At 54.3% G+C, this 20,733-nt stretch carries 14 protein-coding genes; 5 read left to right on the plus strand and 9 right to left on the minus strand.

Annotation, left to right across the window (positions count from 1 at the left end; translation table 11 throughout):
* Positions 1-111: 111 nt before the first annotated feature.
* From QZ725_RS13750 to QZ725_RS13785, 8 genes are all read right to left on the minus strand, one after another.
* The gene (locus QZ725_RS13750) at positions 112-1,788 is read right to left on the minus strand and encodes a methyl-accepting chemotaxis protein (protein WP_293780712.1); all 1,677 of its coding nucleotides are present in this window, start codon (positions 1,786-1,788) and stop codon (positions 112-114) included.
* Between the two features lie 283 nt (positions 1,789-2,071).
* The gene (locus QZ725_RS13755; protein ID WP_293780715.1) at positions 2,072-2,455 is read right to left on the minus strand and encodes a cytochrome c family protein; all 384 of its coding nucleotides are present in this window, start codon (positions 2,453-2,455) and stop codon (positions 2,072-2,074) included.
* The gene (locus QZ725_RS13760) at positions 2,448-2,900 is read right to left on the minus strand and encodes a hypothetical protein (RefSeq protein ID WP_293780718.1); all 453 of its coding nucleotides are present in this window, start codon (positions 2,898-2,900) and stop codon (positions 2,448-2,450) included. Before QZ725_RS13760 ends, QZ725_RS13755 begins: the two co-directional genes overlap by 8 nt.
* A 234-nt stretch (positions 2,901-3,134) precedes the next feature.
* Positions 3,135-3,620 carry a poly-beta-1,6-N-acetyl-D-glucosamine biosynthesis protein PgaD gene (gene pgaD, locus QZ725_RS13765; protein WP_293780721.1) on the minus strand — a complete coding sequence of 162 codons (486 nt, stop codon included), beginning with the start codon at positions 3,618-3,620 and terminating at the stop codon, positions 3,135-3,137.
* A complete protein-coding gene (gene pgaC / locus QZ725_RS13770) occupies positions 3,617-4,936 on the minus strand; it encodes a poly-beta-1,6-N-acetyl-D-glucosamine synthase (RefSeq protein ID WP_293780724.1) in 1,320 nt (439 codons plus the stop codon). The genes pgaD and pgaC overlap by 4 nt, the downstream gene beginning before the upstream one ends.
* Before the next feature lie 7 nt (positions 4,937-4,943).
* A complete protein-coding gene (pgaB, locus tag QZ725_RS13775; RefSeq protein WP_293780727.1) occupies positions 4,944-7,031 on the minus strand; it encodes a poly-beta-1,6-N-acetyl-D-glucosamine N-deacetylase PgaB in 2,088 nt (695 codons plus the stop codon).
* On the minus strand, positions 7,028-9,496 hold the full coding sequence (pgaA, locus tag QZ725_RS13780) for a poly-beta-1,6 N-acetyl-D-glucosamine export porin PgaA (protein WP_293780730.1): 2,469 nt from the start codon (positions 9,494-9,496) through the stop codon (positions 7,028-7,030). Before pgaA ends, pgaB begins: the two co-directional genes overlap by 4 nt.
* A gap of 342 nt (positions 9,497-9,838) precedes the next feature.
* Positions 9,839-10,228 carry a hypothetical protein gene (locus QZ725_RS13785; RefSeq protein WP_293780733.1) on the minus strand — a complete coding sequence of 130 codons (390 nt, stop codon included), beginning with the start codon at positions 10,226-10,228 and terminating at the stop codon, positions 9,839-9,841.
* Between the two features lie 452 nt (positions 10,229-10,680).
* Between QZ725_RS13785 and QZ725_RS13790 the strand changes: the two genes are divergently transcribed.
* The 4 genes from QZ725_RS13790 (at position 10,681) to QZ725_RS13805 (ending at position 15,878) form a co-directional block, all read left to right on the plus strand.
* A complete protein-coding gene (locus QZ725_RS13790; RefSeq protein ID WP_293780736.1) occupies positions 10,681-12,081 on the plus strand; it encodes a sensor histidine kinase in 1,401 nt (466 codons plus the stop codon).
* The gene (locus tag QZ725_RS13795) at positions 12,078-12,524 is read left to right on the plus strand and encodes a response regulator (RefSeq protein WP_293780739.1); all 447 of its coding nucleotides are present in this window, start codon (positions 12,078-12,080) and stop codon (positions 12,522-12,524) included. Before QZ725_RS13790 ends, QZ725_RS13795 begins: the two co-directional genes overlap by 4 nt.
* Before the next feature lie 18 nt (positions 12,525-12,542).
* Positions 12,543-14,999, plus strand: coding sequence for an EAL domain-containing protein (locus QZ725_RS13800; protein ID WP_293780742.1), 2,457 nt, complete (start codon positions 12,543-12,545; stop codon positions 14,997-14,999).
* 228 nt (positions 15,000-15,227) lie between these two features.
* Complete coding sequence (locus QZ725_RS13805) at positions 15,228-15,878, plus strand: formyltransferase family protein (RefSeq protein ID WP_293780745.1); 651 nt, start codon at positions 15,228-15,230, stop codon at positions 15,876-15,878.
* A gap of 117 nt (positions 15,879-15,995) precedes the next feature.
* Here the strand turns inward: QZ725_RS13805 and QZ725_RS13810 are convergent, their stop codons facing one another.
* Positions 15,996-19,274, minus strand: coding sequence for an autotransporter domain-containing protein (locus tag QZ725_RS13810; RefSeq protein WP_293780748.1), 3,279 nt, complete (start codon positions 19,272-19,274; stop codon positions 15,996-15,998).
* A gap of 413 nt (positions 19,275-19,687) precedes the next feature.
* Between QZ725_RS13810 and QZ725_RS13815 the strand changes: the two genes are divergently transcribed.
* On the plus strand, positions 19,688-20,464 hold the full coding sequence (locus tag QZ725_RS13815; protein WP_293780751.1) for a ferredoxin--NADP reductase: 777 nt from the start codon (positions 19,688-19,690) through the stop codon (positions 20,462-20,464).
* Positions 20,465-20,733 lie beyond the last annotated feature (269 nt).

The following is a 20,733-nucleotide window of genomic DNA, read 5'->3' on the forward strand; positions in this document are numbered from 1 at the left end:
TTCTGACAATGCAAAAAAAAACGCCACGGTTAGGCCATGGCGTTAACAGTCAGATGACTGGAAATGCGTCGTGGATGACGCGTTCTTGTCCGGTGTCGAACTGAATCGTGTTCAATCGAGTCCGGGGGCAGCCGCGATTGCGGTCAATCGCTGGCGTGGTGCCAATACATTTTCCTTGAGGCTTGCCAGTCGTGCGCCAAGGGCTGGCCCATGGCTTGTCGCCGGGCGTGTTTCGTTTCCATAGGCTTGCAAGGTATCGTCGACGCGAAATACGCCAACCGTTTGTTCGAGCTTGGCAGCCTGATTCTTCAATGACGCCGCTGCCGCGGTGGCTTCCTCGACGAGTGCTGCATTTTGTTGTGTGACGTGATCCATCTGCGTGATGGCCTGGTTGATTTGCTCGATGCCGGCGCTCTGTTCCTGGCTGGCAGACATGATCTCAGCCATGATGTCCGTCATGCGTTTGACGCTGCCGACCACTTCTTCCATTGTGTTGCCTGCTTGTTCGACGAGTTTGCTGCCGTTATCGACACGGGCGACCGAATCGTCAATGAGCATCTTGATTTCCTTGGCAGCCGTGGCGGAGCGCTGTGCCAGATTGCGTACTTCCCCGGCAACGACAGCAAAGCCTCGTCCTTGCTCACCTGCACGGGCGGCTTCGACAGCGGCATTGAGCGCCAGGATATTGGTCTGGAAGGCGATGCCATCAATGACACTGATGATGTCGGTAATTTTCCGTGCCGAGTCGTTGATGCCGTTCATCGTAACGATCACTTCGCCTACCACCTTGCCGCCTTGCTGGGCGACTTCCGATGCGGTTTGCGAGAGTGTGTTGGCTTGGCGGGCATTGTCGGCATTCTGGCGCACAGTCGCGGTAAGTTGCTCCATGGACGATGCGGTTTCTTCGAGCGAGCTGGCTTGCTCTTCCGTACGGGACGAGAGGTCGAGATTGCCGCTGGCGATTTGTGTGGAAGCCGACGCAATCAGGACCGTGCCGCTACGTACCTGATCGACGATCCCGATCAGGCTGGCGTTCATATCCTTCAGAGCTTGCAGCAATTGTCCCGTTTCATCTTTCGATCGCACTTCGATTTGGCTCGTCAGGTCGCCATCCGCGACGGTTTGCGCGATCTTGACGGCTTGTCGCAGGGGCTGCGTGATGGCGCGCGTAATGAGCCAGCCAAGGGCAAGGCTAAGCAGCAGGGCGACAGTGGTAACGCTGGAAATGATGAGGAAGGATTCGGCGGTGGCCTTGGCCGCTTCGGCACTCTTGCTATCCACGCTTTTTTCGATGTCCCTGAGTACGACATCGATGTTTTCCACGATCTGGCGACGTAGCGGGCTGCATTCTTCAACGAGGAATTTGCCGAATGCTTCGAGCTGATTGCTTTCGCGGAACTGGCGGGGGCGGTCGAGCTCGCGTGCCATGATCAGGAGATCTTTCTGGAGCTTGTCGAAATCCGTATTTCCCTTGAGAAGAGGTGTCAGTTTGTTCAATGCATCCAAGAAGATGGTCTTTTGCTCATCCAGCAAGGTGAGTTCGCGTTGTGCATCTGCATTGTTGGTGAAGATGTAGGCATTGCGGGCGGCGAGGCCGGTTTGGCCTAGTGCTTCGCGCAGGTTGTAGAGACGTTCGAGCTGTTGTGTGCGGATTTCATTCTGTGAGGTGACGACACTCTCGATCTGGGAAATGCGTATCAGCGAGAAGATGGCGATCAAAAATGTCAGTAATGCGGTCAGGCCAAAGCCCAGCGCGAGCTTTGCACCTACTTTCATGTTGGTGAGCATCGGTTTTCTCCTTGGAGCGTGGAATTGGGCTGTCGCGCAGAGGAGCCAAACGTCCAGAATACTGGCTAGAAAAGTTCCGTGCGGAAAGTATGGCGACGCTATCACGCTTGCCTTGAAGAAGCCCTACCATGAATATGGTATTCATGAAAAAACAGCCAGTTTTGTAGCAAAAACCGATAAAAATTAATCAAACCAGCCATCTTTGACATGAAAAACTAAATTGGGTGACGAGCAGAAAGTGACTTAAAGTAACCGTGAAACGCTAATGCATCGTTGTCATGGCTTACTTAAGCGTGCGTAGATAAGCGATCAGATCGTTTGCTTCGGCATCGCTCCAGAGTCCATAAAAGCGCATCTTGTTATTTGGTACGACCTTGCCTGGATTGCGCACGAAGGCGTGCAATTTTTCTTCAGTCCAGACGATACCGGCGTTCTTCATGGCGCGAGAATAAGTAAAGTCCTTGGTTGTGCCCGCGCGACGTCCGACGATGCCGTTGAGTTGTGGGCCAAATGCCGCGCGAGCGGAAGGACCGATTTGATGGCAAGCCACGCAATTGCGATAAGCGCGTCGTCCGGCTTCGATATCGCCCTGGATGGTTTGCGCATTGATGGTGGGTGAGGCGGGCACCAGCAGGGCGAAAAGAAAGACAGCCAATACGTTATTCATGATTCTGGTCAGACAAGGTGCCGATAGTATGCGCCTCCTGAGTCGGCGCCAGCAGATCGTGTGCATCGACGAGCGCAAAGGCAATCGCCTGATTGTTTTCCAGACAGCGGCGAATGGCGGCCGGAATCGTCTGTCGCGTCTTGCGACACAGGCCACGTTGTTCTTCGAGTCGAATGTTCAGGCCGCGCACAGTTCGTACGCCACGTGCGCTTGGCGTAATGGTCAGTACGATACCGAGTTGCTCCTGCATGCGTTGCTGCATGCGCTGCAGGTCTTGATAGGTACGCATTTCTTCGAGATGGGTCAGCAGCTTTTTCTCTTCTTCACGCGTCAGACGAAGAATGCGTTGATCGCCGTGGATATCGGCACGCAGTGCTTCATGGTCGCATTCGCATGCGCCAGGAGGACAAGGTTGCCTGAGAAGAAAAGAAAAATAACCAGACATGCAGATACACGACGTAAGACGGAAAAAGCACGCAGTTAAAAACGGAAACTGCCCGGACTGTTATCTAACCACAGTCGTTCGCCTAAATCCACAATGCTTGCCCTTGTGCACAATTTCTGTGGAAAAGATTGTGGGCAACTGTGGGCAAGGAGGAAAAGTCCTTGATTCTTAAGGTAAAAATTTTCGTGCCCAAGAAATAGGCACATTAGGGCATGTGTATAAGCTGTAATCGGCTTATTGGGACGGTTGCGGTGGGGCGGTAATGGGTTGCACGCCGATTACCCGGCCTTCTTCATCGTGTAATGCCATCATTTGCTGAAAACCGTGCCATGCATGCACTTCGTTTTCCGGGCGTTGTACATAGGTTGCCAGATCCACGACGGATGCATGTGGCGGTGTTCGGCGGCGCGTGGAATTGCGAAAACGCAGATATTCCTTTGCAGCCCACAGCAACAGACTGCCGCCGAGCATGGCAACGATAAAGCCATAGAACAGCAGCAGATTTTGCAGATCGTCAGCCTGTCGCGCAAAACTTAGTTCATCGTAGGCATGGTTCACGCCAAGCCACCATGCAACCAAGGTGATTAACGGTATCCATAGGTAGATGTAGGCGATCCAGCAAACGATCGTGACGATGTTGCTGCCAAGCTTGGTGCCGCGCGATACCTTGTCTGGCGCATTGAGGATCAGTTTGATGCGTGCCTTGCTTCTTCTATTCATGATTGCTCTCGTGAAGTGTTCTGACGTTGTGCCGCCATCTTGTCGTGGGCGACGGCGTTGGCGGCAGTCGCGGCACCGATGCCACGATCCGGGCTGACCCAGACTGCACGCTGATGGCGGTTGCGCATAATGGTTTTCGGGATCGCCCAGATCGTTGTGCACATATTGAGCATCCAGTAGAGGATGGGATACCAGATCATCCAGAAATAATGGCGGAAGGCTTTCTTGTCGTAGCGACGATCAAGCAGCATGCCGACGAAGACCTGAATCAGGCAGGTACTGCCGATTGCCACGCCATACCAGCTTGGCAGCAGGTCGACACGCCAATGCGGTGGCAAGCTGATAAACAGGTTGAGCAAGGCGAGTGTCAGGGAAAAACCCATCGCCAACGCCCAGAACACTGAAGTGACGTATTCGAGATAGACCAGCCACATACGGCGCAAGCGCCATTCGGTGAAGACATACGCATATTTGAAGATCGTCTGGATACCGCCCATGGCCCAACGCAGGCGTTGTCGCCACAGACCCTTGACGGTTTCGGGCATCAGAATCCAGCATAGCGAACGAGGTTCGAAGCGCACATCCCAGTGATGCAGTTGCAGCTTCCAACTGACATCGATATCTTCCGTCAGCATCTCGGGACTCCAGAATCCGATATCGAGCAGAGCACGTCGGCGGAACATGGCGATGACGCCTGAGACAGTAAACAATCTGCCGTAAATACGTTGGGTCCGTTTGATCAGGCCGATGATCGAGGAAAACTCACCCACTTGTAACCGTCCCAGCAACGTCGAGCGCGTCCGGATGCGCGGGTTGCCGGTGACGGCACCCAGGCGTGGCCCGCTTTCAAAATGGCGTAGCAGCCACGGAATCGCATCCTTGTCGAGAATCGCATCGCCATCGATGCACAGCAGGTATTCGCTGCGCGCTACCAACGCAGCCGTATTCAGCGCGACAGCCTTACCCTGATTGCGATCCTGATGCACCACCCGCAGCATCGGATAGAAGCGCATGAGTTCATTGAGAATCTCACCGGTACGATCGGTACTGCCGTCATTGACACAGATGATTTCGAAGTCCGGGTACTGCATCAACGCCAGCGACTCGACGACGTCACGTACCGTATCCTCTTCATTGAAGCAGGGAACGAGTACGGATACTGAAGGGGTTGCCTTCAGTTGCGCCAACGCGTCTTCCTGATGCAATCCTTTGCGTTCATAGCGCAGGTAGTAAGTAATCCCGCCAATGATCCAGACATAGGCCATGAACAGCGGGTAGTAGAAAGTAAAGGCAAAGAGCAGATTATCGAATCGCATGGGCTGTTCAGTTTCTAACGGTATGGGTTTCCACCGAAATTTCCGGCTTGATCAGGGTTTCCTGTGGCTGATCGTTATGGAAATCGTCTGGGTAATAGCCGAGATTGCGTGCACCGGCTGCGTGCAGGGCGCGCATCTGTTTTGCCAGCGTGCTGGTGGGAATCGGTTCACCGTTGCGCCAGTCGCGGCTCTGCAATTCGAAGACGGTGGTACGCAAGGCGCCGGGCTGTGCCTTGACCTTTTCCACCAGACGCATCAGCCAGGCATCGGGATCGCTGGCATTTTCCATGTAGGGCATGGCCATGACGGCGGTGTAGTCATAGATTTGCAGGAAGCGTGAGAAGCGCTGCGCGAACCAGTCTTCCGATGCCGGATTGAGTACCGGTTCGGCATAGATGTTGCGCGCGGTTTGCAGGGCAGGGCGATACTTCCGCAAGGTGGCGGCGAGATGCAGCGTAAAGTCATCGACATAAGCTGTCTTGCGTTCAGTCCATTGGCTACGCAACGCCGGATCGTTGCGAATGACATCGAGCGAGGCCGGTAAATGCCATTGATCACGATACAACGTCATGGCTGCTGGACTGGCATCTTCGTAGTCGGATAGTGTGGCATCGTCATGGAATAGCACGCCGGTAAAGATGGCATTCTTGCCGAGGTCTTCGTAAATTTCGGTAATGGTTTGCCGCGCCAGCTTATCGAACGGCGACAGACGGTGGTAACGACCTTGTGACGCAGAAGCCGGAGCCCCCGGCATCTGCTGTACGACATGTGTCGCCGCCGGATGCGTGGCCGGTAAAGCGAACGACATCACGGGCATCCATGCATAGACACGTACGCCGGTGCGTGTCTGTAATTGCCAGGCGGTACGCGAGAAAAGATCGGCCCGCATCGGCAGATGACGATTCGGGAAATACAGGGCATCGGCCACGCCATCACCATCAGGATCGGCGAATGCTTGCAGATACACCGTTGTCGGATGTAGACGATAGATGCGGTCGATCAGGCGTGACAGATTGACTTCCTGCTGTACAGGGTCGGCATCGTAGATGTAATCCAGGTCCACATGAATAACCCGTTCGAGCAGCTGCGATTCGCCATCATGCGAAGCGGGCTGACGCAGCATGGTGATAAGCCCGCTTAAACCCGTGTTGAACATGGGCAAGGAGCGACGAATGGCGGTGACATCGTCCTGTGGCGTGTTCGGGCCGGGTTCGAGATTTAGCGAATACGGCATGCCGGCGTCGCGCGCCAATGCGGCGGTCGTCTGGTTCCAGGCACCATACGGCCATACCATGATGCGAGGCGCCTTGCCGGTCTCTTTCTTGATTAGGTCGCTGTTGCGCCGCATGTCTTGTGCGATGCGGGCAGCATAGTCGGCATCGTTTTCGTACTGCTGTCCCAAAGGCAGGTCGGCCTGATAGCGACGTCCGACTGCAGCAGGTAACAGGTTGCCTTGCGGATTGGTCACGATGCCTTTATGCAGTCCATAACTGTGCGAAGCGACTTCGATCAGGCCTGAGGCTTGCATCTCGCGTATTTGTTCCCAGGTCAGAAACTGCGCGCGATCGATTGCCAAGTCGCCGAATTGCACGGGTTGGCTGGTAGGCGTTTGCAGCCATTCACCGACGAGTGCAATGACGGCGGGGAAATGGAACTGCTTAAGTACGGGATATACCTTGTGATACACGCTGGCAAAGCCATCGTCAAAAGTCAGCAAGATCGCCTTGTCAGGCAAAGGCTTGCCGCCGCGGCGCGCATCGACGATTTGCTGCATGCTCACCGCTTGATAGCCATTCTGATGCAGCCATGCGATCTGCTGGATGAAGTCGCGCGTGTCGATGGCTGTCGATTCGGGCCAGGTCTGGAAGCTCTCGCGCACGTTATCGCGAATGTCGTGATAGGCCAGCACCCGAAAGCTGTTGGTAGGATCGTTCGCACTCTTGAGCGTTTGCAATGGCGGCGTACCGAGTCGTACCCCAGCCGTGTCGGTTTGCGCGCTTGCCTGCAGGCTGGCGCATAGCAGAAAGCAGGAAAGAAGAATACGAGAAGAGCATTGCCATTCAAGCCTCAGCCGTTTGATCAAAGACTGCATCATTTGATTGCCCATTTCAGATTCAGATAACCGTAGGTGCGACGCTCGCGCACACCATCGTAGGGATGGTTGGCGAGGCCGACGCCGTATTCGATGCGCAAGGCATCATCGATGGCCCAGCGATGGCCGTATTGCGCACCCGATGTGGTGCCGGTGGCAAAATTTTCCTGCTTGTAACGTCCACCCCAGACATGCAGGGTTTGCGTGAAGCTGCGCTGGTAGCGACGCCATGTCAGCCATTCCGATTCGAGACGCAATCCGAGCTCACGATCGCTGGAAGGATTGAAGTAGACCGCATTGTCCAGACTGTTGCGCGACGCGGATAGCGAGGTAATGCCATCAAGCTTGAAAACGGGGCCGCTGATCCAGCGTTCGGTCCAGGCAATGCCGGCGGCATCGCGCCGGTTGCTGTCGCTGAATTGTGTCGTGGCGATTTCGGCATCGACACGCCGTGATTCGTTTGCGCGCCAGGCAACGCTTCCAGTGACGCGACGTGCATGGATGTCCGCATTGAAGGCACGTGCCGAAAGATCGTTGACGTTGGTGTCGGCCTTGAGCGATACACGCCAGTAATCCGAAAAATCGTGGATGACCTGTACCGCCACGCCTTGTCGCTCGGCGTGGTGGAATGCACTGTTGAGTTCCGCTTCAGTCGTCCAGTCGCGTACACGGTAGTCGATGCCGGCACCGGCCAGCAGACGAGATACGTTGCTGCTGTTTGGCTGATTGCGACCAATCTCGCCACTGGCACGCGATAACCTGCCGTAGATACGCCACGCCTCGCCCAGGGATTCGGTCAGTGGTTTGGAATAGAGACGTGCTTCAACCACGGATTCGGCACCGGCTTGCCCGCCACCACGACCGAATGTGCTGTCGATATCCAGGTAGGGGCGGTCATGCACATCCAGCAGGTGGTTCAGGCGCTGGACGCCCTTGTTCTCGGGATAATCGCGTGCGAGTTGATTTGCCATTTGCTGTGCATCGCCAAATTCCTGTAAAGCCAGACGCGCATTGGCAATACCTAGTGCCGGAGCCAATTCTTCCGGTTGATCGACTTGCAGCAAGCGGTAATTTTCCAGCGCTGCTCGCGGCTGGCCGCGTGACATGTGCAATTCGCTGCGCGCCGTACGAATCTGGCTGTTGAAGGGGGCGGTCTGATTGAGAATATCCAGTCGACGTTCCACGTCGTCAAGACGATCGGCATACATGCGTACCAGCGCGGTCAGTGTTGCGACCGTTGGGTAGGCATCGTTGGGCGCTTCGATGCCGGGAATGCCACGATTGGAAAATTTGGGTGTCTCGGCCAGCAAGGTGTCTGCCGTCTGTTGTGCCAGCGTATGTTGTTCTGCTTCGCTATAGGCATAGGTCAAACCGATACGCCAGCCATCGGTATCGGCACGATCTTCGCTACGCGCTTGCGACAGGGCTGAGAGATACAGGTCACGCGCTTTTACCGGCTGTTGCAAGTACAGATAGGCATCGGCGGCGGCGGCTTGCGCGTAAGAGGGAATAGGTTGTTGCGAGGATTGCAGCTGTTCGTACAGATCCACCACTTCCTGCATGCGCTGACGATCTCGCAGCGCGATCATGCGGTCGAATTGCGTAACAGGACGATTGCCGAAGTGCCGCATGACGCTGGCGTTATCGGCGATACCGGCATCTGTCGTGTTGAAACGGCTTGGCCCAGGATCGGTACTCAATTGTGCTTGGCCGTAATTGATCGTCGCACCCGCGGCTGCATGGGCGATGGCCTGACGTTCCTCGTTAGAGAAAAGTGTTATTCGCGAATCGGCAATGCGGCTCGCCAGATAAGGCATGCCAGCTGCATTGAGACTGAATACATAAGCGCGAAAGGCTTCGCGCGATACGGGATCGAGGCGACTTGCTTGCCGGTAGGCTTCGGCTGCATCGAGAAGTGCATTTCGCTCTTGCTGGATGCGTCCCAGCGCCATGAACAGCGTGGCATCCTGCCGGGCGTAGAGTCGCGCTTCACGCGGCAGGCTGGCGCGGATGAGTGCGAGTGCAGCATCGTCCTTTCCAGCACCGTGCAGCGACAGGGCAAGCCCCGCCTGTGCCTCACGATCATTCGCTTGCTGGCGCAAGGCTTGGCGGAAGTAACGTTCCGCATCATCCCATGCATGTTCTTGCAAACCGGCATTGCCCAATGCACGCAGAACGTAAGAGGGCGCGCCAGCTGGTTTGAGTTGACTACCTTCGCGTAGGGCGTCGCCCGGTCGATCGGACCAAACCAGCACGACGATCAGGTCATGCAAAATTCTTTTGTCTTCGGGATAGGACTGGTGCCAGCTCTGAAGCGTGTTCGCCGATTCGCGTGCCTGGCCCTCGCGCGCTGCCTGAATGACAGTGTCATAGTCCTGCGCCTGAATGGCTGCATGGGCTGGAGAGAGCAGTGCAGCAATGAGACTGAGCGCGGTGGCCGATGCAGCAACATGATTTTTATTCGACATGAAGTTGAAGTCAAAAATTCCCCGCACGTCGCGCAGACATGTTCCTGCCCCAAGAGGCAGTGCATGAGGAAAAGAGGTAAGTTGGATCAGGAAGGCCGATGTGCGAGAAGCACAACGTCAAATGCAAAGCAACCGGACATGTGTATAGGAAGTACGACTTCTTTCCTTATACTCGTGCCTAGACTCCCTAAAATATGGGAGTCAGATTAATTGCGGGGGAAAGTGTGTTCGGTACGTTGCCGCACGAATGAAATAAAAAGATTGTTAAAATATAAACTTCAACTTTTTACAAATCTGGACGCTTGCGGGAAATTCTCCGCATACGGATCTACACCTGGTAGATCAGTGCAGCTTGCCGCGCGCGATCTTTTGCTCTTCGTAGCGCTCGATGGACTCCATCAATTGCGCGATATCGTGTTCGGCATCGGATTGCATGAATTCGATGTCATCCATGTTGAGGTCGAAATCATCATCGATGACCAGCATCTCGACGCGGAAAATATGCGGGAATTTTTCCGTGATGCCCTGTAGCAGCACATCGAGCTCCTCTTTTGCCCAAGCGTCTTTGATGCGCTGTGCGAGAAATAGACGCAGGATGATTAGGCTGTTGTCTTGCGCAAGATCCTGCAGGGCGCGGGCTTCATGGTTCAACCAACTAGGAAATTCGTTGGGTTGAATGAAGGCCGGTACCGTCAGAACATTGACATTGAATTGAACGTTCAAGGGGTTCATTGCTGTCTCCCGTTGTGAATCATAGGACGGTGATGGCTGCAGTGTATACGCCCCCTCGCGCTTTTGCATAGTACGCAAGGATGCGCAGGTTGACGATGGCATTTGCCTTTTTGTCTAGCAATTAATGCCGCTGCCATCACTTGGATTTGTCTCCGTTTCCTCCAACCAGCAAATGTGTCCTTGATGTGAACGTTCGTATGTTTTAAATAAATATCCCATGAATATGGGATGTATTTGTTGAATTTAGCTGTAAAAAGACGGCACATTGTTAATTAATTTCTCCACTTAAATTTTTTTGTGGGGAAACTTTTTTTTATCTAATAGAATCGACTCAAAACGATAAAAACCGAGACGCTCTGCCTTTTCACTGAGAATTTGTCGATAAATCTTGTTGGCCCCATCAAGATTTCGAAATTAATGCCGATGGGAAACACCACCACTGGCACATTCGAATGGATAACATGGCTGGTACGCACCGATTGATGAAAGCGAACCGACGCACCTTGCTGATCAAAGCAGGACTTGCGGTGGCGCTCGTAGCGGTCATCATGCTTTCATGGATGGCGTTGGTTCGCATCCAGCAGTTTGCGGAAAGCTCCAAGACAGTTGAACAAACGCACCGTGTCATCGAGGGCTTGCATCAGGTGCTGCTCGATGTAAAAGATGCCGAGTCGGTCCAACGCGGATATTTGATTACCGGTGCGGATTCCTTCTTGCTGTCCCATGATGCAACGATACAAAGATTGCAAGGTCGTATGCATTCGCTACGCGAGTTGATTGGCGAGATGGCATCTCAACAGCATGACGAATGGCCGGTACTGGAACAGATGGTGGCGCAGCGTCTGCAGGCTTTGCAGCAGGGGATCACGTTGTTCAAGAAGCCATCACTTAACAATGAGCAACTGGTGGAACTGGTGCAAGGAAAAGGTCTGGCCTCGATGGCGCAATTGCATGCACAGGTGCATCGCATGCTATCGATTGAGGAAAATCAGCTCAAACAACGTGCCGAAAAGGTGGAGAACAATGCAAATTCGACACGGCAGTGGATTTTCTTCGGCAATCTGTTCGCTGTCGGCTTCCTCGGTTTTGCAATGTGGGCAACCTTCCGCGAAAGTGAACAACGCCGACAAGCACAACGGGAAACGCAGCGTTACACAGCCCAGCTCGAATTGACCAACAAGGAGCTGGAAAGCTTTAGTTATTCGGTGTCGCATGACTTGCGCTCTCCTTTGCGCGCCATCGATGGTTACTCGCGAATCTTGCAGGAAGACTACGAAGACAAACTTGATGATGAAGGGCGTCGCGTATTGAACGTGGTGCGCGACAGCAGCAAGAAAATGGGCATGCTGATCGACGATCTGCTGACGTTTTCGCGTATGGGCCGCAAGCCGGTCGAGGCACGCCGTATCGACATGAACGAGTTGGTGATGGATGTGTGGCGCGAGGTGGTGTCGCATGCGGATAGGGAACCGCTCTTTCATAAGGACCATCTGCCGGAATGTCATGGCGATCGCCCTTTGATTCGCCAAGTGCTCGTCAATCTGTTGTCGAATGCGGTGAAGTACAGCAGTACGATGGATCAACCTTCTATCCGCGTCGATGCGGAGGAAGCAGATGGCGAAGCTATTTACCGTATTGCCGATAATGGCGTGGGTTTTGATATGCGCTTTTATGACAAGTTGTTCGGCGTGTTTCAGCGCCTGCACCGTGAGGATGAATTCCCGGGTACGGGCGTCGGCCTGGCCATCGTCAAGCGCGTGATCGTGCGCCACGGTGGGCGGGTATCGGCACAGAGCGAGCCGGGCAAGGAAACCGTTTTTTCTTTTAGCTTACCTACCGAGGCATTTGCATGAACGATTTGCTGCCAGTGCATATTCTGCTTGTGGAAGACACGGCAACCGATGCCGAGATGACTTTGCGCGCGCTCAAGCGCGTTGGTCTCGTCAACAACATCACCTGGGTCAGAGATGGACAACAGGCGCTGGATTACATCGCGCGCGAAGGTGAATTCGCCAACCGTGTGGACGGCGATCCTACCTTAATCATGCTCGATCTGAAGATGCCCAAGGTCACGGGGTTGGAAGTGTTGAGTGTAATCAAGGGTGATCCGAAAACCCGCATGATCCCGGTCATCATGCTGACATCCAGTGCAGAAGAGCCGGATATTGTTCGTTGTTATGAGCTAGGCGTGAATAGTTATCTGGTTAAGCCGGTGGAATCGGAAAAATTCTTTGAAGAAGTGGCAAAAGTCGGGTTTTACTGGGCAATTCTGAATCGTATTCCTGCTCCACGTTGAGATCGTTGCCTTGCTCCTATGATCAAGATCCTGTTCGTTGAAGATACGCTGCACGACGTAGAGCTCGCTTCACGCGAACTCAAGCGTAGTGGCATTCAACACGAGTGTCGGCGTGTCGATACCGAGGATGCCTTGCGGGCGGCGCTAAATGAGTATGTGCCGGATATCGTCTTGTCCGATTTCTCGATGCCGAGTTTCGATGGCTTGTCGGCACTCAAGGTAGTCAGGCATGTCAGTCCCGATACACCTTTTGTTTTCGTGTCAGGTCGAATCGGCGAGGAAATGGCGATTGAGTCATTGAAGCTGGGCGCCAGCGATTATGTGATCAAGACCAATCTCTCGCGTCTGTCCAGCGCCGTTTCGCGTGTAATGGAACAGGTCGAGGAGCGCGATGCCCGTCGTCGCGTCGAGAAGGAACTGCACGACGTCAACCAGATGTTTCGCACCTTCATGGAAAATATGCCAGGTGCCGCGTTCATCCGTGATCAGGAAGGACATTTCCTGTATGCCAATCACACAGTCGATGAGGCGCTTAACCTGCCGCAAGGCGAATCGATTGGCAAGCGTGATATCGATGTTCTGCCCAAACATGTCGTGGATCGATTTCATCAATCCGACAAGCTGGTTGTGCATGCCGGAAAGGCTATGCAGATTGTCGAAAGCATTCCTTCTCCCACGGGTGAAGAGCGGCATTGGCTGTCGACCAAATTTCCCTTGATCGATGATGAGCAGAATGTACAGATCGGCGGTATATCGATCGACATTACTGAGCGTATGAATGTCGAGCGCGAACTGCGTTTGCGCAATCGTGCGATCGAGGCTTGTGTCAATCCCATCGTGATTGTCGATGTGCAGCAGGCCAATATGCCGTTGATTTATGTGAACGGCGCGTTCGAAATGATTACAGGCTATTCGCGTGAAGAAGCGATGGGGCGCAACTGTCGTTTCTTGCAAGGCACGGATACCGAACAGGCGGACCTGCAGAAATTACGCGCCGCCATCAAGGAATGTCGTCCTGCATCCGTCCTTTTGCGGAACTATCACAAAGACGGCACGATGTTCCTCAACGAACTGTATGTGGCACCGGTCAATGAAGGTGGCGAAGGGGATGCGGTACGCCACTTCGTCGGCGTTTTATATGACGTGACGCAAATCAAGCGCTATCAGGCCGATCTTGAGCATCAGGCCAATTACGATGCGCTGACCGGTTTGGCCAACCGCAATCTACTGCGCGAACGCATCCAGCAAGCACTGATTCATGCAGAACGCTATAGCGGAATGTTGACGATCGTGTTCATGGATCTGGATAACTTCAAACTGGTCAATGACAGCCTCGGTCATGGTGCGGGTGATGAACTGATCGCCACGGTGGGCGCGCGCTTGCAGACATGTGTGCGTTCCGGCGATACGGTGGCGCGGCTTGGTGGTGACGAGTTTGTCCTGCTACTGATCAATCAGAACATGCAGAGCGGTGTATCGCATGTGATGCAGCGTATTCAGCAGGAAATGATCAAGCCTGTGGTGATTCGTGGTCACGATATCGTGGTTACCTGCAGCATGGGTATTGCCTGCTATCCAGCGGATGGCAGCGATGCCGAGTCTTTGCTCGCCAATGCCGATGCTGCCATGTACCGTGCCAAATCGAGCGGTCGCAATAACTACCAGTTCTACGTCAAGGAAATGAACGCCATGACGGGGCAGCGCCTGACGCTTGAGCATGATTTATGGGCAGCCCTGGAGAATGAAGAGTTTTTCCTTGATTACCAGCCTCAAATCGATCTGGAGACGGGGCGTGTGATTGGTGTGGAAGCACTGATTCGCTGGTGGCATCCTAAGCGTGGCCTGATTTCGCCGATGGACTTTATCCCCATGGCGGAGCACAACGGTTTGATCATTCCGATCGGTAATTGGGTGCTGCAAACGGCATGTCGCCAGATGTGCGATCTGCAGGCAGCGGGTTTGCCATCGCTACGCGTGGCGGTCAATTTGTCGGCACGCCAACTGAGTGCCACGGATTTCATTTCGGTCATCCGCCAGACCATCGATCAAACAGGGATCGATCCTCGTTGTCTCGAACTGGAGCTGACCGAAAGCATGGTCATGCATAACGTCGAAGACGTGATCGGTGTGCTCAAGGCGTTGAATGCCATGCATATCCAGTTGTCGCTCGACGATTTTGGTACCGGTTTCTCGAGTCTCGCTTACCTTAAACGCTTCCCAATCGATCGCCTCAAGATTGATCAATCTTTCATTTTCAATTGCGATACCGATCCCGACGATGCGATCATTTCGCAGACCATCATTGCGTTGGCGCATGGGTTGAAGATCAAGGTCATTGCCGAAGGTGTAGAGCGTCCGGAACACCTGGAATTCCTCAAGCAGAACGGTTGCGACGAAGGACAGGGGTATTACATCGGCCGTCCGCTGGCCTTTGATGAATTGCGCAGCATGTTGTGTGCACGTTACCTGCACTGACACAGACTGCTCTGATCTTTCCAGTACCACTTTACGGCGCATCAGCGCACAGATTTTTACCTGCGTAGTAACCTGTACTACAATGCTGCGGCACCGCCTGGTTGCGGCTATTTTGCTGTTGTGCAAAAGCAATAGGGCTTGCAGCCTCGCATCTTCCAAGCGGGATTCGATGACAACGTTTCCCTGAACCTTCATCGCTCCTGGCGATTCATTCAAAAAATTAAATTCGTGAATATCTATATCTGTGGACAAAAGCATTTTGCTGCCGAAGTGTTCACCGCGCTCAAAGATGCCGGTCACACGATCGTTGGCGTTTCTTCTCCCGAATTCGGCAGCGACGGTAGCAGCCCTGACCGCCTGAAAGCATTAGCCGAAGCTGCGGGTGTCAAGTGGATGAAGTCGGGCGTGCTTAACGAAAACACGATTCCTGATGGCGTCGATTTGATCGTGACGGCGCACTCGCATGATTTCGTGCGCGAACCGACACGTAACAAGACCACTTACGGCGCCATTGGTTATCATCCATCGTTGCTGCCCTTGCATCGCGGTAAGGACGCGATCATCTGGACCATTGAAAAAGGCGACAAGGTCACAGGCGGTAGCGTCTATTGGCTCAATGAAGTCATGGATGGCGGCCCGATTGCCGCACAGGAGCACGTGTTCGTGTTGCCGGGTGATACGCCGGATATTTTGTGGAAACGCGATCTGCAACCGCTGGGGATCAAGTTGCTGGTGCAAGCTTGCAATGACATCTCACAGGGCAATATCATCAAGAAAATCCAGAATGAAGATATCGCCACGGTTGAACCATCGATGAAAAAATTCAAGGCCGATGCCGAAGCTGCCGCCGCTGCGGCTGCAGCAGCAACGGCGCAGTAAATTTTCGTTAGAAAAAGACTAAGCCCGCAGGTAGCAAGCCTGCGGGCTTTTTTATGTCTGCCGTTTTACCTCTGTCGTTTCACGTGCCGGTCTGGAGAAACGGCATTCGGTGCTGACTCAGAACTGCCACTTAGCCTTGGCCGTCAATTGATGGCCGAGATATTTGTCGCGTGCTTCTAGATCGTAGCCGACCGAAATGGTGGTGCCACTCTGCGTGATCTTGCGATAACCCAGACCGAGTTGCAGGGCATCACGGCTTGGCTGAACGCTATTCACGACGAATGCGGGCCCGCCATTTACAAAGGTTGCGGTAACGGCAGCTGTATCGGCGAATTCATGCAGATAACGGGCGCGCCAGGTCATGCTTGAACTGTCGTCTAGACGATTGACGAATTCCGCACCGAGCACGCTTTGTGCGGAGTTGGCACTGGTGCTGCTAATGCTCTGTGCCGAAATGCCACCACTTTCGGTGTATGCACCATTGTTGATGCGCGCCAAACGGGCACCCAGTAACCAGCGGCCATTCCACGTCGGGCTCAGGGCGAACGGCAGGCCGTATTCGAAACGTACGCCGATTTGGTTGCCGTTGAACTTGCCGCTCAGCGTTTCGCTGAAGCCGGGAATATCCACGACACGTTGTGTGCGGTTGTGGCTGGCAGACAGGGCTACGCTGGCATCCAATGTGTATGCCGTTTCATTGCGGCTGAAGTAGACGCCGAGGTGCAGCGATTTCTGGTTGTTGTCATCGCCGACAGAGGCATCTCGGCCATCGGTACCGGCTTGCGTGTAACCGCCGGAGAACCCGATCAGGTCGCGCGCATTCAGATCGGTTTCATAGCCGGCGGCGACACCTTGTGCATCGACATCGTAGCCATCGGCACCGTTACGTGCCTTTTGCTTGCCGACAGCAGCCAGGCCTTGTATCCAGAAACGACCACGGCTTTCATCACCACTCGACATGCCGGTCTGGCGGCCATCGAGTGCGGCAGTTTCACCGCTACGTGCGGCATCCATGCGGCTTTCGAATGCGCTGAAGACGCTGTTTTGTGCAGTGACCGAAGTCTGGCGGCTCGCTGCATTGGTTTCTGGGGCCAACTGACTGGTAGCACGCGACAGTGCTTGCATGTTGGGCAGCGATTCCAATGCGTTGAGCAAGACCAGCGAGCGTGCGGAACCGTTGTTTAACAATGCCTGTACGGCTGGAGCAGCGCCGGTTGCGGATATCGGCAGTAGATTCTCCAGCGTTCGGCTGCGATGGGCGACCAGCACCAGATCGTTGTCTACAGTCTGTAGTGTGTAGGTCAGGAAATTGGAGCTGGTACTAACGCTGAGATTCAGATTACCCGTCGTTGTTAATCCGCTTCCGGTATCGATCAGCGTGTAGCGCGTTCCATCTGCAATATAACCAGAAGCAATAGCGCGAATGGTCGCACCACCTGCCAACGTAGCCGTGCCGCTAACCTTCAGTTTGTCACCCTGGCCGTTGGTAGCGACGCGTGCTTCGAGTACGCCGTCCAAACCTTGCGTGTAATTGCCGGCGACAGTAACGGTACGGAATGCGTCGTTCGATGGTGCTGCTAGCGTACCGTTGACCGTCAAATCGCCACTCGTGCCAAAATTGCCATCTACACGGAGGGTTGCATCCTTGTCGATTTGCATGCTGTTGACGGTGCCAAGTGCATAGTTGAAGGTTGTACTGCCGCTTTCAACATGGAATTTCTGAAAATTGCTGAGCTGACCTGCCTGGAATACCTGTGTTCCCTGAGTTTGCAAGGTATTGGTGCCAGTGCCGCCATCGATGGTGCCGACGACCGTACCACCATAGAGTCGCAAGATATCGTCCCCGCTACCCATGTCGATAGCCAAGCCGTTCTTGCCTTCGATATAGCCGTAGTTGGTCAGGATGTCGTTGCCGGCACCCATCTGGATGGCGGCACCGGCGACGGTGCTGTTGTTCTCGCCCAGACGCGTGGATTCGATACCGCCGATGATGACACCCGTGGTGTCATTGAATATCTTGTCGTCGAAATCGCCGACCAGACCAATGGCCACCTTTTTTTCGCCCATGATAGCGCCATAGTTGAGGATCGTGGCAGCAGCGCCGGTCGCCGTCGCCGTACCGCGCTGTGCTGCGATGGCAAGACCGTCCGAACCGTCATCGATCAGAATGCCTTTCGATTGACCGTAGATGGTTGCACCCGCATGGTTGATGATGGTGCCGCCACCGGCGGCAATACCGTCTGCGCCATTGGGCTGACCGCCGGAGTCGAAGCCGCCGGCTCCCAGGCCTTCGATGCGGCCATAATTTTCCACATAGGCGACACCGTCAATATCCACGCCATCGCCGTCGCCATTGCTGGTGGTCAGGCCGGTCCCGGTATGGTCATAGACATTGCCGGCACCAGCATATTTGCCTGAGATCGTGCCGTAGTTGATGACGACGCCATGACCATCGAGACCAACGCCAGAGCCGTTATTGCCGGTGATCGTGGCACCGGCATAGTTGATGACGACAGGGTTATCGATCTTGATTCCTGACGTGGTGACGCCATTGACGATCTTGTCGAATGTCACGCCATTGGGGCCAGTCGATGTCACGACCAGTTGATCGATGCCGATCAGGTCCGAATCTGCAACGGCTGCGACCGGCGCGCCACCATCGATGCCATGACGCGGGCCGGTAATGCTGCCATGGTTCAGGATCACGACATTCTTCATACCGTCTTCGATGGCAACACCATCGGCGGCCGAGGCGGCGCTTGACGGACAAAGGGTGGTGCCCAGGTAATCAGGGCACTTGGTGTTGACGAAGCCGGTCGAAAAAATGCTGCCGTAATTGGTCAAGGTCACGTTCGAGCCGATGCGTAGTGCATCGTTGCCGGTCGAGCTGATGATGGCAGCGGTATTGGTGCTAGAGCCGTTGATGATCTGGTTATTCGTTGTGGTGTAATTCGCATCTGCCTTGATGGCACGTTCGCCGCCAACGGTCACGCCGGTCTGGGCGATGGTGCCCTGGTTATTGATGATGAAGGACGTACTTGCCTTGCTGATGCGGATTGCCTGAGAGCCGACTGCCGATATTGTCGCGCCAAGTTCGTTGTTGATCATCAGCACGGTGTTCGCCTTGTCCGCATCAATCGTGCGTGCGGTACCGATTTGGCTGATTGTGCCCGCATTGTCGAGTGTCACGGTACCGGCATTTACCGTGATAGCGACAGTTGATCCGGAGGTCGACAAGGTTGCACCGGCACTCACCGAGCCAGTACCGGTGGCGATGGTTTTGCCCGCCGTATCTGTTCCGCTTGAAACAACAAACTGCGCATAGGCAGATGTGCCGAAGACGGCCTGCAAAGCGAGGATCAGCGGCAAGGGCCGCAGGCATTTCGGCGAAATCATGTTGTTAAGCTCCCGTGAAAAAAGCGGGAGTATGGGCAGCGTATGTGACAACAACGTGTCAATCCGATGACGAAACGATGACAATGCCGTTTCTGCAACAGTGCCACGATTTTTCTGGGCAGGGCATCAAGTTATAAACAAATAACCATTCGATACATGGCACGTCGTACAGGCTCGGTTATGCTAGCGGCCATTGTTGCTCTGCCTATTTGTCCACTGTTATAATTGAGAACTGTTCTCAAATGAATCTGCAAAACAGGGATTTTTCTCTTCTGTTCTTGATGCAGAACAATCTTCCGCCAGTCGGCGCGCCTTTCCGGACTGCTAAAATAGCGGGTTTTCCACGGGCCAGAATTGCATGGCTTGTCGCAGGTGCGCGTGGGCGCAATATTTGATTTTAGGATTTGCTTTTTATGGCTGCTTTTGACACCGTTCGTATTCTCTCGGTCCATCACTGGAACGACACCCTGTTCTCCTTCACCACTACCCGCGAACCCAGCTTCCGCTTTGAGAGCGGTCACTTTGTCATGATCGGTTTGCCCATCGATGGCAAACCGCTGCTGCGTGCCTACAGTATTGCCAGCCCGTCGTGGGAAGAGCATCTTGAATTCCTGTCGATCAAGGTGCAAGATGGTGCACTGACCAAGCACTTGCAAAACCTGAAGGTAGGCGACGAGTTGCTGGTTGGTCGCAAGCCGACCGGTACGCTGGTGATTTCCGATCTGCTGCCGGCCAAGCGTCTGTTCCTGTTTGGTAGCGGCACCGGTCTGGCGCCATTCATGAGCATCATTCGTGATCCGGACACCTATGAGCGTTTCGATCAGGTGATTCTGGTACACGGCGTGCGTCTGGTCAGCGAACTGGCGTATCGCGACTACATCGGCAAGGAATTGCTAGAAATCGAAGGATTGGGCGAAGAGATCGCTGCCAAGCTGTTGTACTACCCAACCGTCACGCGCGAGGAATTCCCGAACAAGGGTCGTATCACGCATGCCATTTCGAGCGGCATCATGTGCGAAATGCTGGGCATTCCGGCAATGGACCCATTGACCGATCGCGCCATGATCTGCGGCAGCCCGGAAATGCTGAAAGATACGGCGGCCGAGCTGGACAAGCTGGGCTTCGAAGTTTCCGCCGGTATCGGCCAGCCTGGCGATTACGTTATTGAACGCGCTTTCGTCGAACGCTGATCCGATCCCAGGCTATGCGTCATGCATGGCGCGACAAAAAACGCCGACCATCCTCCGATGGCGGCGTTTTTTTTTATCCATCTCCAGAGGTGTGCGGAACAAACGCGCTGCTTATGTATCAGGAGCAATGGCATGCCATGTGTCTTCACATTTCTTTACCTGCCAGACGCATGGTTTGTGTTGCTCGACGTTTAATCTCTGTTTATCGTTGCTTCGTCGTTCCGACCATATTCGCTGAATAATTGTCGATTAATGTAAGCAGCGAGAGC

Source organism: uncultured Oxalicibacterium sp. (genome assembly GCF_913776015.1).
Taxonomy (GTDB): domain Bacteria; phylum Pseudomonadota; class Gammaproteobacteria; order Burkholderiales; family Burkholderiaceae_D; genus Oxalicibacterium.

Coding starts and splice junctions, on each gene's coding strand:
- pgaB (WP_293780727.1), bottom strand. CDS start 7,031: ATGATGCAGTCTTTGATCAAACGGCTGAGGCTTGAATGGCAATGCTCT.
- QZ725_RS13755 (WP_293780715.1), bottom strand. CDS start 2,455: ATGAATAACGTATTGGCTGTCTTTCTTTTCGCCCTGCTGGTGCCCGCC.
- pgaA (WP_293780730.1), bottom strand. CDS start 9,496: ATGTCGAATAAAAATCATGTTGCTGCATCGGCCACCGCGCTCAGTCTC.
- pgaC (WP_293780724.1), bottom strand. CDS start 4,936: ATGCGATTCGATAATCTGCTCTTTGCCTTTACTTTCTACTACCCGCTG.
- QZ725_RS13790 (WP_293780736.1), top strand. CDS start 10,681: ATGGATAACATGGCTGGTACGCACCGATTGATGAAAGCGAACCGACGC.
- QZ725_RS13810 (WP_293780748.1), bottom strand. CDS start 19,274: ATGATTTCGCCGAAATGCCTGCGGCCCTTGCCGCTGATCCTCGCTTTG.
- QZ725_RS13800 (WP_293780742.1), top strand. CDS start 12,543: ATGATCAAGATCCTGTTCGTTGAAGATACGCTGCACGACGTAGAGCTC.
- QZ725_RS13815 (WP_293780751.1), top strand. CDS start 19,688: ATGGCTGCTTTTGACACCGTTCGTATTCTCTCGGTCCATCACTGGAAC.
- QZ725_RS13760 (WP_293780718.1), bottom strand. CDS start 2,900: ATGTCTGGTTATTTTTCTTTTCTTCTCAGGCAACCTTGTCCTCCTGGC.
- QZ725_RS13785 (WP_293780733.1), bottom strand. CDS start 10,228: ATGAACCCCTTGAACGTTCAATTCAATGTCAATGTTCTGACGGTACCG.
- QZ725_RS13795 (WP_293780739.1), top strand. CDS start 12,078: ATGAACGATTTGCTGCCAGTGCATATTCTGCTTGTGGAAGACACGGCA.
- pgaD (WP_293780721.1), bottom strand. CDS start 3,620: ATGAATAGAAGAAGCAAGGCACGCATCAAACTGATCCTCAATGCGCCA.
- QZ725_RS13750 (WP_293780712.1), bottom strand. CDS start 1,788: ATGCTCACCAACATGAAAGTAGGTGCAAAGCTCGCGCTGGGCTTTGGC.